This is a genomic window from Paenibacillus anaericanus (genome assembly GCF_003994475.1).
In the GTDB taxonomy this organism is placed as follows: domain Bacteria; phylum Bacillota; class Bacilli; order Paenibacillales; family Paenibacillaceae; genus Fontibacillus; species Fontibacillus anaericanus.
The window spans coordinates 268,980-284,991 of record NZ_RZNY01000004.1 but is presented as its reverse complement, the minus strand read 5'-3'; the positions used below and the strand labels follow the sequence as shown (position 1 = coordinate 284,991).

At 42.1% G+C, this 16,012-nt stretch carries 12 protein-coding genes and 2 riboswitches; of the genes, 9 read left to right on the top strand and 3 right to left on the bottom strand.

Annotated elements, in window-relative coordinates:
- Positions 1-82 precede the first annotated feature (82 nt).
- Entirely contained in the window at positions 83-397 is a 315-nt protein-coding gene (locus tag EJP82_RS07620) for a DMT family transporter (RefSeq protein WP_127191438.1), read from the bottom strand.
- Complete coding sequence (locus tag EJP82_RS07615; RefSeq protein ID WP_127191437.1) at positions 397-738, bottom strand: DMT family transporter; 342 nt, start codon at positions 736-738, stop codon at positions 397-399. The genes EJP82_RS07620 and EJP82_RS07615 overlap by 1 nt, the downstream gene beginning before the upstream one ends.
- 80 nt (positions 739-818) lie before the next feature.
- Positions 819-915: riboswitch (guanidine-I (ykkC/yxkD leader) on the bottom strand.
- A gap of 355 nt (positions 916-1,270) precedes the next feature.
- Here EJP82_RS07615 and EJP82_RS07610 point away from each other — a divergent pair.
- The 9 genes from EJP82_RS07610 (at position 1,271) to EJP82_RS07570 (ending at position 14,260) form a co-directional block, all read left to right on the top strand.
- Positions 1,271-1,633, top strand: a complete 363-nt coding sequence (locus EJP82_RS07610) for a replication termination protein (RefSeq protein WP_127191436.1) — start codon at positions 1,271-1,273, stop codon at positions 1,631-1,633.
- A gap of 99 nt (positions 1,634-1,732) precedes the next feature.
- Positions 1,733-1,928: riboswitch (cobalamin riboswitch) on the top strand.
- 217 nt (positions 1,929-2,145) lie between these two features.
- A complete protein-coding gene (metE, locus tag EJP82_RS07605; RefSeq protein ID WP_127191435.1) occupies positions 2,146-4,428 on the top strand; it encodes a 5-methyltetrahydropteroyltriglutamate--homocysteine S-methyltransferase in 2,283 nt (760 codons plus the stop codon).
- 191 nt (positions 4,429-4,619) lie between these two features.
- Positions 4,620-5,246: an FMN-dependent NADH-azoreductase gene (locus EJP82_RS07600; RefSeq protein WP_127191434.1), complete on the top strand. Its 627-nt coding sequence runs from the start codon at positions 4,620-4,622 to the stop codon at positions 5,244-5,246.
- 238 nt (positions 5,247-5,484) lie between these two features.
- A complete protein-coding gene (locus EJP82_RS07595) occupies positions 5,485-6,024 on the top strand; it encodes a hypothetical protein (RefSeq protein WP_127191433.1) in 540 nt (179 codons plus the stop codon).
- 64 nt (positions 6,025-6,088) lie between these two features.
- Entirely contained in the window at positions 6,089-6,607 is a 519-nt protein-coding gene (locus EJP82_RS07590; protein WP_127191432.1) for a GNAT family N-acetyltransferase, read from the top strand.
- Between the two features lie 31 nt (positions 6,608-6,638).
- The gene (locus tag EJP82_RS07585) at positions 6,639-7,307 is read left to right on the top strand and encodes a hypothetical protein (RefSeq protein ID WP_127191431.1); all 669 of its coding nucleotides are present in this window, start codon (positions 6,639-6,641) and stop codon (positions 7,305-7,307) included.
- 215 nt (positions 7,308-7,522) lie between these two features.
- Positions 7,523-8,395: an AraC family transcriptional regulator gene (locus EJP82_RS07580; protein ID WP_127191430.1), complete on the top strand. Its 873-nt coding sequence runs from the start codon at positions 7,523-7,525 to the stop codon at positions 8,393-8,395.
- A gap of 266 nt (positions 8,396-8,661) precedes the next feature.
- The gene (locus EJP82_RS07575; protein ID WP_127191429.1) at positions 8,662-12,744 is read left to right on the top strand and encodes an immunoglobulin-like domain-containing protein; all 4,083 of its coding nucleotides are present in this window, start codon (positions 8,662-8,664) and stop codon (positions 12,742-12,744) included.
- Between the two features lie 271 nt (positions 12,745-13,015).
- A complete protein-coding gene (locus EJP82_RS07570; protein WP_246054004.1) occupies positions 13,016-14,260 on the top strand; it encodes a chitinase in 1,245 nt (414 codons plus the stop codon).
- Between the two features lie 183 nt (positions 14,261-14,443).
- On the opposite strand, the gene pdxR is transcribed toward EJP82_RS07570, so the two are convergent.
- Positions 14,444-15,874: a MocR-like pyridoxine biosynthesis transcription factor PdxR gene (gene pdxR / locus EJP82_RS07565; RefSeq protein ID WP_127191427.1), complete on the bottom strand. Its 1,431-nt coding sequence runs from the start codon at positions 15,872-15,874 to the stop codon at positions 14,444-14,446.
- Positions 15,875-16,012: the final 138 nt, after the last annotated feature.

Below are 16,012 nucleotides of genomic sequence, written 5' to 3'. Positions count from 1 at the left end.
AAGCAGGACGGATCTTGATCCGTCCTGCTTTTCTATTGTTAATTCGCTATTGAAATGATCTCAGGCTCAGGTCGCCATACCTTTACGAGATAAGTTTTAAGCCAAGCGCAGCTCCTAAAACCATAGCAATAAAAACAATTCTTCTCCAATCTTTTGATTCCCCGTACAAAAGCATACCTGATATCGCGCCACCTGCGGTTCCAATTCCTGTCCAGATAGCATAAGCAGTTCCCATAGGTAGTGTTTTCATCGCAAATGCAAGTAGTACAAAACTAATTCCGAATCCTGTAATTAAAAGTACTAAGGATTGCCAGTTCCGGTCCTTATGCAACTTGTTGATCATAGTAACACCCAGCATTTCAAATACTCCTGCAAAAATCAAAGAAATCCAAGCCATTAGGAAGCAGCTCCTTCCTGATCTTTATCTTTCGTAACTAGCTTCAAACCAATCACACCAACTAATAAAAGTAGAATAAATAGTATTTTTGCCACTTTAATCGGTTCTCCAAAAAAGATAATTTCAGATAAAACAGTTCCAGCTGTACCCATGCCTACAAAAACAGCGTAAACGGTCCCAACAGGAAGTTTTCTTCCAGCCATAACCATTAAATAGAAGCTGAGGATCACAGCAACAACAGTTCCTGCCCAAGTCCAAATATCATTCGCGTGCTTTAAACCAATCACCCAGAACACTTCAAAAAATGCTGCAATATAAACCTTTATCCACTCTTTGTTCATAACATGCTCACTCCTTAATTTTTTTGCGTTATCTCCTAAAAAAACAAAATAAGCCTAGGAGATAACTGTTATTATACAGTTCCTCCCAGGCTTTTATCCCTCCGTGACACAGCCGTAGCTGTGAGTTTTCTCTCGGACCAGACCAACATGTGTTGCGGAACCCTAGAAAACATTTAATATACAATTACGTATGATTATACCTATATTCTAAATTTAAACAAGAACCAAATAATGGTAGATACGAAGAGAAGGAGAGATGAGCAGCAAAGTTGTTTCGAGAGGGAACATTTTTTGCGGGCACGATAGACGAAAACTTACGAAGACCCCAAAAGAACCCTTTAAGATGAATATTTCAATATATGAAAAATTCACAATAGAAAAGATATTTCAGTTGTATCTACTTCACACGTGTTTTTTCATCAGTTCACGCTGTTTACTTACAACGGATCAAGTTATAAAAGAAGACCGAAAAACCCTATTGTGAAAAATTCATACCTTATATATACTAGGTAGAAAAGGCGGGGTGAAACGGATGGCGTTCATGATAGCACAAAGAGCATATCTTAAATTATTCCTGATAGGAATGGTAGAGAGAAGACGGGGATACGGTTATGAAATGTTGGATGAGCTGAAGGAGCAGTTCAAACCATTTGGTTATGTTCCTCCACAAAGTGAGATTTACAGAGCGCTACATGAATTGGTACAGGAAGGTGTATTGTATCGTACTAAGAAATTGAAGGGGAACGATCCAAAGGTTGATTTTCAGGAAATCGTGTTATATCACTTTACTGAAGAGGGTTACGAGAAGGCGGAACTGTACAAGAAACAGGTCAAAGCTGATTTGGATCGGTGCATTGGGATGTTGAATAAAGCGGTTACGGATCACTATTTATGAAGTTACCGCGTTAAATTAATTAATCCGAGTTGTTTGGTGTTGTATTATGAAGTGATATGCAGTAACATAAATAACATATTCATAGAATTGTAACCAAAACTGAATAATGTGGAGATAGGTGCTTCAATCATCATGGCTGAAGCTTAAAAGGGAAGACCGGTGTAATGCCGGCGCGGTCCCGCCACTGTAACAGAGGAGTCGAATAACACAATGCCACTGGTGATGCATCACTGGGAAGGCTGTTGTTCGGCAAAGATTCTGGAGCCAGGAGACCTGCCTATTTTGACAGCACTGTTGTACCTACGGGAGATAGGGGGGTGTTAAAGATGCAAGCCATTGATACTAATTTCAAGGGTCCTCTTTAGCTATTTCGCTATAGGGGGCCCTTTTTGATTTCGTTTTATCTTACGAAGTAACGCTCACAAAACTTTAAAGCATATGCTTACGAAGTAGTTTTGTACGAAGCAAATTCGTAGAAGTAACGTTCACAAAACTTTTAGGAGGTTATCGATTTGAGTAAAATTATTAGTGGTAACTTGGGGTATCCAAGAATTGGGCAACAACGTGAATGGAAGAAGAGTATTGAAGCATTCTGGAGCGGTAAAATTGAGGAATCAGAACTTCATGAGCGTCTAACAGACATCCGACTTCATAATCTGAAATTGCAAAAGGACAAAGGTATTGATATTATCCCTGTGGGTGATTTTACGTACTATGATCATGTACTCGATACTGCCGTTATGTTCGGACTTATTCCTGCTCGTTTTGAATTTGCAGGCGGTGAAGTGCCATTAACTACATATTATGATATTGCCCGGGGGAATAAAGGGGCAGCTGCCAGTGAAATGACGAAATGGTTCAATACGAACTATCACTATATTGTTCCGGAGCTCGGATCAAGAAAACCTGAAATTACGGTTAATAAGCCGCTTGTGGCTTATCGTGAAGCCAAAGAAAAGTTGAATATCGAGGGTAGACCTGTGTTGCTTGGCTTATACACTTTCCTGAAACTTTCGAAAGGTTTTGACAATGCTGGATTGGACGGCTGGATTGAACAACTATTACCCCTCTATGTGCAGGTACTGCGTGAACTTCAAGAAGCTGGAGTGAAATGGGTTCAAATTGATGAACCTGCTCTGGTTACATCGGTTACAGCTGAAGATCTTGGACGTTTAACGTTGATATATGACACGATTAGTCGTGAAGTTCCAGAATTATCTCTTCTATTACAAACTTATTTTGAAGCTCTTAGCAGCTATGAAGGGATTGTTTCATTACCGGTTGCCGGAATTGGACTTGATTTGGTACATGGACTGAACGAAAATTTAGAGGCATTACGCCGTTATGGATTCCCATCAGGTAAGACGTTAGGTGCTGGGGTCATTGATGGACGTAACATTTGGAGGGCGGATCTCTATCGCCAGTATGAACTTCTTCAAGAGTTGACGAAATTGACGCAGGGTGCGGATATTATCGTTCAACCATCTTGTAGCTTATTGCATGTACCCGTGTCGGCAGCCGCCGAGGTATCGCTACAACCTGAACTGAAGGATGCACTTGCATTCGCCGAAGAGAAGCTTGAAGAAATTGCTGCGTTGAGTCGCTCAGTATCAGAGGGGAAACTAGATGAGCTGTTTCAGAAGAACCGTAAATCTCTTGAGAGCTTGAGTGCTGACCCTGCACGCAACCGGGAGAATGTTACTTTAGCGGTAGAGCAAATCCTGCTTCAACCATCGGAAAGAAAAAGTGAGTTTTCCGTACGTAAGTCCCTGCAAAAAGAGAAATGGAACCTTCCATTCCTACCTACTACTACAATTGGGAGTTTCCCTCAAAGTTCAGAGATCCGTTCAGCTCGTCAAAAATGGCGTAAAGGTGAATGGTCCGAGCAACAATATGATCAGTTCATTTCGGAACAAATCAGTCAGTGGATCACACTTCAAGAGGAGATCGGACTTGATGTGCTCGTACATGGTGAATTCGAACGGACTGATATGGTCGAGTTTTTCGGTGAGAAATTGCCGGGCTTTGCTTTTACAAAAGGTGGATGGGTTCAATCTTATGGAACACGCTGCGTGAAGCCTCCGGTTATTTATGGGGATGTTGATTTTGACGCACCGATGACTGTGAAGGAAACAGAGTATGCTCAGTCTCTCACCGACAAACCAGTTAAAGGTATGCTGACTGGACCGATCACGATTCTGAACTGGTCGTTCGTACGCAGTGATCTACCTCGTGAGAAGGTTGCCTATCAAATTGCACTTGCACTGCGTAAGGAAGTAGAGGCACTTGAGCAAGCGGGGATCGAAATGATTCAAGTTGACGAACCTGCACTACGTGAAGGACTTCCGTTGAAGCGGGAAGACTGGGAAGGATATCTGGAGTGGGCTGTGAAGGCATTCCGCGTGTCAACTTCCACCGTACAGGATACTACCCAAATCCATACACATATGTGCTACTGTGAATTCCACGATATTATCGATTCGATTCAAGCATTGGATGCAGATGTTATTTCTATAGAGACATCAAGAAGCCATGGGGAGTTGGTGCATAGTTTCGAGGAGCACACGTACCCACTAGGTATTGGCCTTGGCGTATATGATATCCACAGTCCTCGTGTCCCGGCTGAAGAAGAGATGATCTCGATGGTTGAACGTGCACTCAAGGTTCTTGACCCCGAGCTGTTCTGGATCAATCCAGACTGTGGTTTGAAGACACGTGGGTTGGAAGAGACGGTATCCTCTTTGAAAATCATGGTATCAGTAGCAAATCACTTCCGTGAGAAGGTAGCGAACTAGTAAATATGTTAAACTAAATACTGCGAGAACTTATGGGCCATACCAGCTTATAGGTCTCGTAGTTTTTTTGTTACAAACTGTACTTGACAAAATTATAGATTCATAAGATACTAAGCATTGTTAAGTAGCAGAAATAAATACCGTTCATCACAAATAGTAAGTGCAAACACAACAGGAGGGAACTACCAATTATGTCTACCGTTTTATTTGTAAAAGCAAACAATCGTCCAATGGAGCAATCCGCAACAGTTAAGTTATATGAAAGCTTCTTGAAAACTTACAAGGAAACTCATCCTAACGATGCCGTTACAGAATTGAACTTGTTCGAAGCTGATCTTCCATATTACGATAACGATATGTTAAATGGATTGTACAAGCTTGCTAATGGTTATCCATTAACTGCAGAAGAGCAAAAGGCTGCAGATCTAGCAAATACTTATCTTGATCAATTCTTAGGTGCTGATAAAGTCGTATTTGCATTCCCACTATGGAACTTTACAATTCCAGCACAACTTCTAACTTATATGTTCTACCTTAACCAAGCTGGCAAAACGTTCAAATACACAGAACAAGGTCCAGTAGGTTTGGTTGGAGATAAGAAAGTTGCATTGCTTCACGCTGCTGGTGGTGTTTATTCTGAAGGACCAATGGCTGGACTTGAAATGTCATTGAATTATGTGAAGAATACCCTAGCATTCTGGGGTGTTCAAAACCCTGAGACTGTTGTAGTTGAAGGCCACAATCAATTCCCTGACCGCGCTGAAGGCATCCTTCAAGAAGGTGTGAAACAAGCAGCAGAATTGGCCGCTCGTTTCTAATTAGGAATACAATAACGAACTTATCTTTTTATAGAAGCTACTCCATAGGTCGATTTTGGACCTTATGGAGTAGCTTTTTTTATTGACCAAAACAAGTATATAGCCGAATACGCGAGAGTAACACATATAGCTGTGGGGCACTTACATTTAAATGGACCGTAACTCTTCAAGCCTTAATCTCGTCTAATATTAGAGTAGTATATTTTTGAGTAATGGTAAGTAGGAAAGTGGGTAAGGAATGAATAAAAAAAGAGGTATACTTTTATTGCTAGGCTTGCTCCTATTTTTAGATATTGTATTTATATTATTACGAATGAATCAGTACTATATCGTTCCTTTTACTAAACCTCCAGTAGCTATGATTATCTTATGTAACATAATCGTACTTGGAATAATACTTGTACTTAAGAAGAAAATTTTTGTGGCTACGTTTACAACTCTAATTTTAATATCGATTTGGGTTGCATGTTCCTTATGGTCTTCTTTCATGGGATATAACTATGTTGATTTTCAGTCTCCCCAACATAAACAAACCATTGTTGTTAAGTATCGTGTAGCGACTCTAGGTGAGAGTCATTATTTTTTTGAGTTTTATCAAAAGTCTAGCTTGGGTTTTTTTATGAGAAAACTAGAGGGACAAGATTATAATGTCATGCTTGAATGGAGTCAATATGCATCTCCTGAGGATGTACTTGGTACAAACGATGTGAAGTGGGCAAGTGAGAAAGAAGCTGTTTTTGATACGGCCGAAGGGGAATGGAGAGTAACACTGAAATAAAACTAATAATACTAGTTGTTTGGTAACTTTTAATTCAGTAAGTATAGAATGGTGGTTAATACAAATGGATATATTTATTGAAAAATTACATATTAGAGATGCTGAAGACTTGTTAAAATTCGAACTCGAAAACAGAACATTTTTCGAAGAAATGGTACCTACTCGAGGAGCTGACTATTATACTCCTAACATTTTTAATAAAAAACTTGAAGCTTTACTTGATGAACAATTTCAAGGAGTGTCTTATTACTTTTTAATTAAAGATAGAGATAATTCCATTATAGGAAGAATAAATTTAGTCGATATTGATGAATCTCGAAAAGTAGGACACCTTGGTTATAGGATTGGACAAGTACATACTGGAAAAGGTATAGCTAGCAAAGCATTAACATTACTATTAGAATCAATCTCTGATAAAGAAATTAAACTGATTGAAGCGAAGACAACAACAAATAATGTAGCTTCACAAAAGGTATTGGAGAAGAATGGATTTAAAAGGTTAGATAGAAGTGATAAACAGTTCGAAATGAACGGTCAAAAAGTAAGTTTTGTATACTATCGATTCGAATATACTTTGAAGTAGTAACTTATGTTGGAAGGATGATTCATTCATAATGAGTTTAAAAAAATGTCTGGTTGGCGGTGCCATACTGCTTATGTCAATTTTAGTCGCTTGTAGTGGTGGACAATCGTTAGATGGAAAAGTGAAGCTGCAAATTGTAGAAAAGATAAAGGAACTTGAAACTAGCGAATACGATCTTTATTACTTCAAAATAGACTATGATACATATTTTCTTCAAGTGGACGGAATTGTTAGTGATTCATATTTAGTTGCTGAGAGTAAGCGAGTCATATTTGGTTATGACGGAGTTAATTACACAAGTAAAGAATTGAAGGGAATGCCTCAAGATGAATGGAATAAACATAAGGATTATATGCTTAGGTTGATAGAAAAAATAGGGCTGGATGGTCAAAAAGAAACGATTCAATTTTCAGAACCATATGATAGTGAGCAGGAAAACGAAGTATTCATTTATACGAGCCATATGAAAGAAGTACAAGATAAGCCGTTCACAAAGACGAATAAGAAATACATACTGAACCTGATTGAGGGTCAATGGTTGGTAACGAGCGTTGAGTTTGATCGTTTTACTTATGGTAGCGAGAGAACAGAAGAAGAAATCAAATCCCAATTAGCTGAGATGGAATATCAAATGCATGAAGATCAACCTGTCGAGTACCTTGATGATACAATCGTTCTCCAAGGTGTCGCAGAAAAGTAAATTATGTTCCTTGGTGAGCAATAGTTCATTATGAAGAGGGCTCTCGAGTGGCAGCCCTTTATTAAGCTAACAGGCTGGATAGGTTAAGATTATACGGGGAGAACCGTACCATAGTAGTGGCATTTTCTCTTAGGTACCCCAGCAAAACTGTGCATGAGATGTCGGATGGATACCGACGAAACTTGCTATATTGTTAGTGAAGGGAGGTCATTCGAATGGATTTGCTTGCCAATCTGAACGGGGCTCTACAATACATTGAAGAGAATCTTGATGAAGATATAGACCTGAAGGAAGCGGCGAGGTTGGCTCGTTGTTCCGAATATCATTTTTCTAGAATGTTCTCATTCCTTGCAGGCATCACGCTATCGGAATACATTCGCCGGAGACGCCTAACATCTGCGGCATTTGAGCTTCAAACCGGAGAATTGAGAGTTATGGATGTGGCGGTGAAATACGGATATAGCTCAGCAGACGCGTTTTCTAGAGCTTTTCAAGGCTTGCACGGTATTCCGCCCTCTTCGGTAAAGTTGCATGGCTCATCATTAAAAGCCTATCCGCGCTTGACCTTTCAATTAACCATTCAAGGGGGAAGTGCAATGAATTATCGTATCATTGAAAAAGAGCCATTCTATATCGTAGGCATCACGAGAAGGGTGCCTATCCAATTTAATGGCGTAAATCCGGAAATCGTATCTATGTGGAAAAGCTTAACTAGTGACGACATCTACCAGCTCAAAAAGCTCTCGAATGTCGAACCTCAGGGACTGATTCAAGCATCGTTGAATTTTTCTGAGGGGAGAATGGAAGAAGAGGGTGAGCTTGACCATTATGTTGGTGTGGCTACAACCAAGGAATGCCCCGAACATTTAACAAAACTAGATGTCCCTGCAGCAACATGGGCTGTATTCGAAGCTGTTGGACCATTTCCCGATACATTGCAAAATGTCTGGGGACGCATCTATTCTGAATGGTTCCCTACCGCTAATTATGAGTTAGCAATAGGCCCGGAGATTTTATGGAATGAGAGTAAGGATGTATCTTCACCAACCTTCAGAAGTGAGGTTTGGATACCGGTTTTGAAAAAATAATAAACGGTGATTACTACTGTCGTTCTGATTTGTCAGGCCATCCCACAAAGGGATGGTCTTTCCATTATAATACAATTTGTAATATGACAGAATTCATGACAGCGATCACTATTTATTAGGCGAATATTATTGTAAAATCAATTAATTATCGAAAACTCCTTTTAATACATTTGTCGATTAATGAGGATAAAGTAAAAGATTGGGAGAGGCTAGGAATTTATCGTGCTCAATTTGTTATGTAAAAATTATTAAAGGGGGTTCTAGTTTTGAAGATAAGTAAACGCATTATAGCACTGAATGTTATTATTGCTATGATTTTGAGTTTGATACCTACTTCTATGATTGCTGCACAACAGAATGAATACGATGTTAATTTAGCTTTGGGAAAGACGGTTGAAGTTTCAAGCATTTCAGGGAGTGAACCGTCGCTAGTAGCAAGTAATATTACAGATGGCCTTGCCAATACCCGGTGGGAATCGGATGCCGATGATAAGGGAACTGTAACGATTGACCTTGCTGACATATATGAATTTAATGAAATTTCAATTAATTGGGAAGGTACTTACGGAAAGGACTACACGTTGCAAGTTTCATCCGATATGACAGACTGGGAAACTGTTGCCACGATAAGCAATGCGTCAATCGGGTTAAATATACATAAATTTTCTGCAACAACTGCTCGCTACGTTAAGCTAGAGAATAGTCAATTTGAATCATCCACATTAATTAGTATTTTCGAGATAGAGGTATATAAGCGCAGAGTGCTTCCGGCTGATCAAATGATGACTAATATTATTCCTAGTGGTTCTAGTATTATCGGTGGATTTAATGCTGATCAAGCCATATTTGATGTCAATGTAGGTAAAGAGACAGCATCAATTGCGTTCACTCCTATTCTAGCAGGCAGCTCTGCAGTAGCTTTAGTAAATGGCGAGTCTGTAGTTAGCGGTGAGGAATCAGAGCAGATTGAGCTTACTGTGGGGTTAAATCCTATTCAAGTTGTAACGGCGGATCCTAGTGATGCAGACAACAATATTGTTTACACAATAAATGTGCACAGAAAGGATTACAACTTTAACGGTGAGCAATATGCTAATGTCGCTACATCGGTAGCGGCTGCCGATACGCTGGATCAAACATCAGGAGCAGGGGATCCGGGGAGCTCATATCGGGCGAACGGACTTGCACAAAGCTTTACGGCGGGTAAATCCGGCTATCTGAATCAAATTGAATTGTACATGGCGGATTACGGGAGCTCGGGAATTGTGTTTACGCTCAGTATCTATGCAGGAGAAAGCGTAGCCGGATCGGTGCTTGCTTCTGCGACTTTTGGCAGCAGCAATATTCCTACCAATCCAGGAGGCTGGACGACTGTTTTGTTCGATCAGCCGGCACAGTTGCAGGCAGGACAACAGTATACGATGCACTTAACGTCTTCCATCGGGGAAACGCCACAAACGACATGGAAGCTCTATGCTACCGACGTATATGCAGGAGGAAGAGCTTATACTGCTTCCAATTGGTCCAATTATGACATGGGCTTTACCACTTATGTTGGTGACTCTCCAAGGGATTATACGACTACGCTAACCGTGGCTCCCATAACCGGTACATATGGCCAATCTGTAAATATATCGGTGACACTGACAACTCCGGAAGGGCCGCTTGCAGGAAAGAGAGTTAATGTCTACAGTGACGGAAGCGCTATAGGATACTTGACGACGAATTCAGCGGGGTATGGTTCAGGCAGCTATTCTCTTAGACAAGCTGCGGGCAGCTATGAACTTAAAGTATCGATAGCAGCTTCATATCCTTACCCTGCGGCGGAGCAGACAACGACGCTAACGGTCAACAAAGCCCCGCTCACTGTAACGCCTAACAATGCAACTAGACCCTATGGAACGTCTAATGGCAATTTCACAATGAGCTATGGGGGACTGATGGCATGGGACACGGCCTCCTCGCTTGGGCAACCGGTGTATTCTACTCCCGCTGACGCATCCAGCCCAATTGGAAATTATAACCTAACAGCCAGCGGTTTGACATCAACGAAGTACGCAATCACTTATTCGCCAGGCACTTTAACCGTAACGCCAGGAGCCTTAACCGTCACTACTGCGGATCGAGCGCGGGCATATGGACAAAGCAATCCATCTCTATCTGGTTCGATCACTGGTCTTGTTAATGGAGATGCTATTCTGGTGTCCTATTCGACAGCAGCAGCCGTATCAAGTCCAGTGGGATTGTATTCGATCGTTCCGGTCTTATCTGATCCGGGAGGCAAGCTGAGTAACTATCATGTTGTCATCAAGGAAGGCGAACTGACGGTTACGAAGGCAGAGCTACGCGTTGCACCGGATTCGGCGTCTAGATGGGTCGGCAAGACGAATCCGCAGTTAGACGGTAATCTTACAGGTGTTGTTGCCGGCGACTCCATTACCGCACAGTATGAATCGACGGCGACAGAAGTTAGCCCAGAAGGTGTTTATGATATTACTGCACAGCTTCTCGATCCGTTGAACCGTTTGTCCAATTATGAGGTCATAACCGACACTGGCAAGTTAACCGTCTATGCTGCTCCAAAGCCGGTGTTTGTCACAGGAGAGACGGCGGATGCGGTGAAATCGAATGTTGGGCTGCCGAGCGTAGATGCTGCAGGCCGTCCGATCCGCTGGACGTCTTCGGACAACAGCTTACTTGATGCAACAACAGGAGCCGTGCATCGGCCAGCTTACTCGGCGGGCGACTCAGCCGTAACGCTGGAAGCAGCGGTTGATGCGAATCAGACAACATATAACGTCTTATATAACTTAACGATCACCACTGCCGATATGATGGATGAAGAGGCAGTAGACCGAGACATAGCGCTGCTTGCGATCGGATACGTAGCCGGTGATGACGAAACGCACGTGCGCAATGGACTGACGCTCCCAGCTGCAGGAACGAATGGCTCTGCCATTACATGGGCTTCAAGTCGAACGGAGCTGATTAATCCCACTAACGGTTCGGTATCACGGCCATCGTATGGGGCCGGCGACCAAAAGGTTACGCTAACGGCTACAGTAACGAAAGGGTTGGAATCGGACAGCCGCCAGTTTCAATTGATTGTTTTAAAGAATAATCGAATTGATGAGGGGCCTGCGCAACCTAAGGAACCCGATCATCCTAAAGAGCCTGAGCAGCCGCAATCGGATTTTTATATCTCTTTCATCGGCGAGAATAATAAGAAGGAACGAATTAAACTTAAACAGTCTGAAGTGAAATCCGGATTGATTGAGGTCGTTAAGAATGCAGCAACGGGATACTTCGAGCTGAGCGGAGAAACGGCACACAAGCTGCTCCGGTTGAATCCTTCGTTTGTGATTCAAGTGTCAACGGCCGGAGGCACAATGAAGTTGCCTGTCTCCGAGCTGGCTGCTGCCGCAGATAAGCAATATGCAGGCAAAGACGGAGATAAACTCAACTTTGCGATATATGCTGGAGAGAATGAGGTTGCTGCTCCTTTATTGACAGAGCTGAAATCCCGGGGTGCAGAATTATTGTCTGGCCCTGTTCAGTTTAAGATTGTTATGAGCATTAGCGACGGGGCTGAAATCGCCATTGACCAATTAGCTAGCAAAGTAAAAAGGCGCATTGCAGTTCCAACTAACGATGAAGATACATTTGTAGCGGTATGGAACGAGCAGGTTCGACAGCTGCAATATGTTCCGGTCCGATATGAAAATATCGGAGGGAAAGCCTATGCGCTGCTTCCCATCAGCAGCGACGGCTTGTACGTGAATATTGATAACCGGAAATCTTTTGCCGATATGCAAGGACACTGGGCAAGAAACGAAGCGGAGAAGCTTGCTTCCTTGCTCATCTTTGAAGGAAAAGGGGAGGGCATCTTCGATCCGAATGCCGGCTTAACGCGAGCGGAGACAGCAGCGCTGCTGGTCAGGGCGCTAGACATTCCCGAGGCGGCTCAGCCCGCAGCTATATCCGATATTGCCGGGCAATGGTACGAAAAGGTGGTTTCCTCCGCAGAAGCGGCCGGATTGGTGACCGGGTACAAGAACGGAAGCTTCCGCCCGAATGATTTTGTTACAAGGGAAGAACTGGCGGTCATCCTTGCGAGAGCGATCGCATACGATAGCGTCTCCGCCTCCAATGCCCTGGAAAACGGTTCGACGCTGCTGAATGATTCGAGTGAAGTGTCGAAATGGGCTGCTGAGGCAGTGCAGCAAATGCTTGCATACGGCATCATCAAAGGCGACCATGCCGGAAATTTCAAACCGCATCAAACCACAACCCGTGCTGAAATGGCACTTATGCTGAGCCGTCTGCTCATCAAGCTTGGATATATGTGAAAAATTGCTGGTGCCTGTGTTCAACAGTCGCCAGTTTTTTTGCATTCGATTATAACATACAGTTTTCTTATATAGTTATATTCCGCCCCTAATGGCAAAACAAATGAGCGCTCTCGTCATTTCTTCATAAGAACAGATAAGCGGGTCATGAAGTAGTAATCTAAAAATAAGTTTTTTTCTATCAATAATAGTTGATTACTCATATATATAACAATTTTAATGCTGACTATAATTGGGATTATGGTAACATTTCCAGAATTGGAGGATGAACATGAAAACGAAGATGACAAACAATAGGTTTATTTTAATTAGCGCCATTGCACTGTCTGTCTTGTTAGTGTTTACATATTTAGGTTCATATTTTTTGACTGATTCTGTGAAAATGAAGCCGCAAGTTCCATTAACCACCTTATCTGAAGTGAAAACTGGAGGGAAAAGTGAAATGAAATCTGAAGATTTAGATGAATTAATTGTTGGTCAAAGTCGCGTTCTTACCGATTCCCAGGTCACATCCTTATGGGGTACATTAGATCCACAATTTTCACCTGATAATGCCGTTGCCGCCGTACAAAATGCACTGCCACAAGAGGAATATGATCAATTGTTCCCTTACCGCATTGGCACGTCGGAATGGCATAAATTTGCCGCTGATCAACCAAATTACAATGCAGAGCAAACCGACTATTATTCCTATAATAACTTGATTGCTGCCGTTAAGGATGTAGCTAATATCAAATATAAGGTGGAGTACAGACAGGACGATTCTAACAACAGTCGCGTATTTCGATTAGATAAAGGAACAAAGACGGAAACGCTCATCTACCAAAATGCTAATTTTAAAAAAGTAAAGAGCCCGATTCTATCGAAAACGGTCGATTTTGGTTCTTTTATTAAAGAAGGCTCTGATTTGAAACGAAAGCATGAGTTGGCAGCTTTTCTTGCCAATATTTCTCATGAAACGGGCGGAGGTATGCCAACATCTCCTAGTGGCCCGTTTGCATGGGGGTTGTATTGGAATGAGGAAATATCTTATATCAACATCACTACGGTCAATTACGTTGAAGCAAATGACAACTTTCCGCCAGTTGCGGGCAAATCCTATCATGGACGTGGACCGATACAGCTAAGTTGGAACTACAATTACGGGTTGATTAGTGGAATTATTTATGGCACCAAAGATAAGCTGCTTCAGCAGCCTGAGATTATTGTTAATGACGGCAAGTTAGGCTTTATGACGGCGATCCTGTTCTGGATGACACCACAACCTCCGAAGCCTTCCGCTCACGATGTGATGGTTGGCAACTGGACACCTTCAGAATCGGATTTTTCTAAAGGATTAACACAGCCGGGCTTTGGTATTACTATTATGATCATTAACGGCAATCTTGAAGGCAACTTAGACGAAACCGACCGTCGTATCGGTCGCCGCGTTGGTTTTTATCGTGAAATTACAACTCAAATGGGAATTTCGATTGAAGGAGAGAAAGTAAATACTTTAGGTATGAGTCCATTTTAAAGCTGTACGCCGAGAAAAATAAACGGTATTGATTGAGGATTTACTAAACTATGTTTCGCTGTATAACCATTATTAATGGAATCAGGGCACCTCTTAATAAGGTGCCTTTTTTCATAAATGATGTATAAATTTTTGGACAAAAGAGTGTAGTGCCGTATCAAAATTAGCTTGTGAAGATCAGAGCTATAAGATCAACTCCGCAAGACGATAAATCCCTTGCTCAATCGATGTTTCATCTACCTTTGCAAACCCCAACACCCATCCCTTTCTTTTACTTTCCAAGCAATAAGGTCCAAGAGGGTATATACGTATTCCCTGTTGTAGGGCTAATTTTGTCACATTTTCTTCGTCGTATGACTCTTCAGCTTCAAGTAACATATGCAATCCCGTTTCTACTCCACTTAGTGTGAAACGTTCTCCTAAACCGCTAGCCATAATAGCCTTTGTCATGGCTTCGTGCCTGCGTCGGTACACATTTCTGACTCTTCTCATATGTCGCATAAAATGCCCATTCTTAATGAAGTGGGTTAGTGTTAGCTGATCCATAATCGGAAGATGACGGTAAGTGAGTTCCTGCACCTTCGCTAGTTGAGCAATGGACTCGACGGATCCAACGATAGCCGAAATGCGAATGCCTGGAGCAATCATTTTAGAAAAACTCATGAGGTACAAAGTATTATTAGATGCCTGACTAAACAGTGTTGGAAGCGGCTCCCCACGATAGCGAAATTCACTGTCATAATCGTCCTCAATGATCCAAAATTTTTCTTGAGCGGCCTTATGTAGCAATTGTTGCCTACGTGGCTCCGACATAACGACTCCGACCGCGCACTGGTGCGAAGGGGTCGCAAAGATCAGTTTGGATTGTGGGTGAATATGCTCAACCACTAGACCATACTCATCAACGGGAACGGGCACCACATTCATACGCCGGTATTTCATCGCCATCCAGGCAGATGGAAAACCGGGATCTTCTACAGAGACAGTGTTCCCATCAGCTAAAAGTGCTTGTGCGATTAAGTCGATACTATGCTGAGCTCCCGAGGTCAATAAAATCTGATTGGTTTGGATATGGATGCCTCGTTCAAGTGATAAATAACGCTGAATTTCCTCACGTAATGGTGTGAAACCATAGGGATTACCGTAAGCCCAGCTTGATAAATCCATTTCAGCGGATGCGTGGAGAAGCGATTGTCGCCAGTTCTTTTGAAATTGTCCATCCAAATAAGGTTCATGGGGACTAAAATCAATATCGACCTCACGTTGTTCTTTGCCTCTGAACCAATCATGTAATTGATCGACAGCCGAGTTTAACAATGGAAGTGAGGGGGGGAGGGGGCCATCTGTTATGATTTCCTTCGTTGACTCCGTGACTTGCCTCCAATTACTAACTCGCGTTCCTCCTCGGCGAGATGTAACTGTATAACCTCGACTTAGCAATTCCTCATAGACGATCTGTATAGTTGAGCGAGAGACACCTACCATGTGAGCAAGTTCACGGGTAGGAATCAGCAACTCTCCTGGCGCCCAGATTCCACTAGTAATATTATGAATAGCTTGATCAAGCAATTGCTGCCAGATGGGTCTTTTATCATTACGAATTACTTTCATCATCGTACACACCTCCAAATAGAAGCTCCAATCATAAAATTTAATTATGGATTGTTCAAAAATGCAATGTTTGGATGTTTTAACCCAATCCAATCATTGATATACTACCGTAACAACGTTAGTATTGGCAATCTAGTCGCT

Coding starts and splice junctions, on each gene's coding strand:
- EJP82_RS07570 (WP_246054004.1), top strand. CDS start 13,016: ATGAAAACGAAGATGACAAACAATAGGTTTATTTTAATTAGCGCCATT.
- pdxR (WP_127191427.1), bottom strand. CDS start 15,874: ATGATGAAAGTAATTCGTAATGATAAAAGACCCATCTGGCAGCAATTG.
- EJP82_RS07610 (WP_127191436.1), top strand. CDS start 1,271: ATGGCGTTCATGATAGCACAAAGAGCATATCTTAAATTATTCCTGATA.
- EJP82_RS07600 (WP_127191434.1), top strand. CDS start 4,620: ATGTCTACCGTTTTATTTGTAAAAGCAAACAATCGTCCAATGGAGCAA.
- EJP82_RS07585 (WP_127191431.1), top strand. CDS start 6,639: ATGAGTTTAAAAAAATGTCTGGTTGGCGGTGCCATACTGCTTATGTCA.
- EJP82_RS07620 (WP_127191438.1), bottom strand. CDS start 397: ATGGCTTGGATTTCTTTGATTTTTGCAGGAGTATTTGAAATGCTGGGT.
- EJP82_RS07580 (WP_127191430.1), top strand. CDS start 7,523: ATGGATTTGCTTGCCAATCTGAACGGGGCTCTACAATACATTGAAGAG.
- EJP82_RS07590 (WP_127191432.1), top strand. CDS start 6,089: ATGGATATATTTATTGAAAAATTACATATTAGAGATGCTGAAGACTTG.
- EJP82_RS07615 (WP_127191437.1), bottom strand. CDS start 738: ATGAACAAAGAGTGGATAAAGGTTTATATTGCAGCATTTTTTGAAGTG.
- EJP82_RS07595 (WP_127191433.1), top strand. CDS start 5,485: ATGAATAAAAAAAGAGGTATACTTTTATTGCTAGGCTTGCTCCTATTT.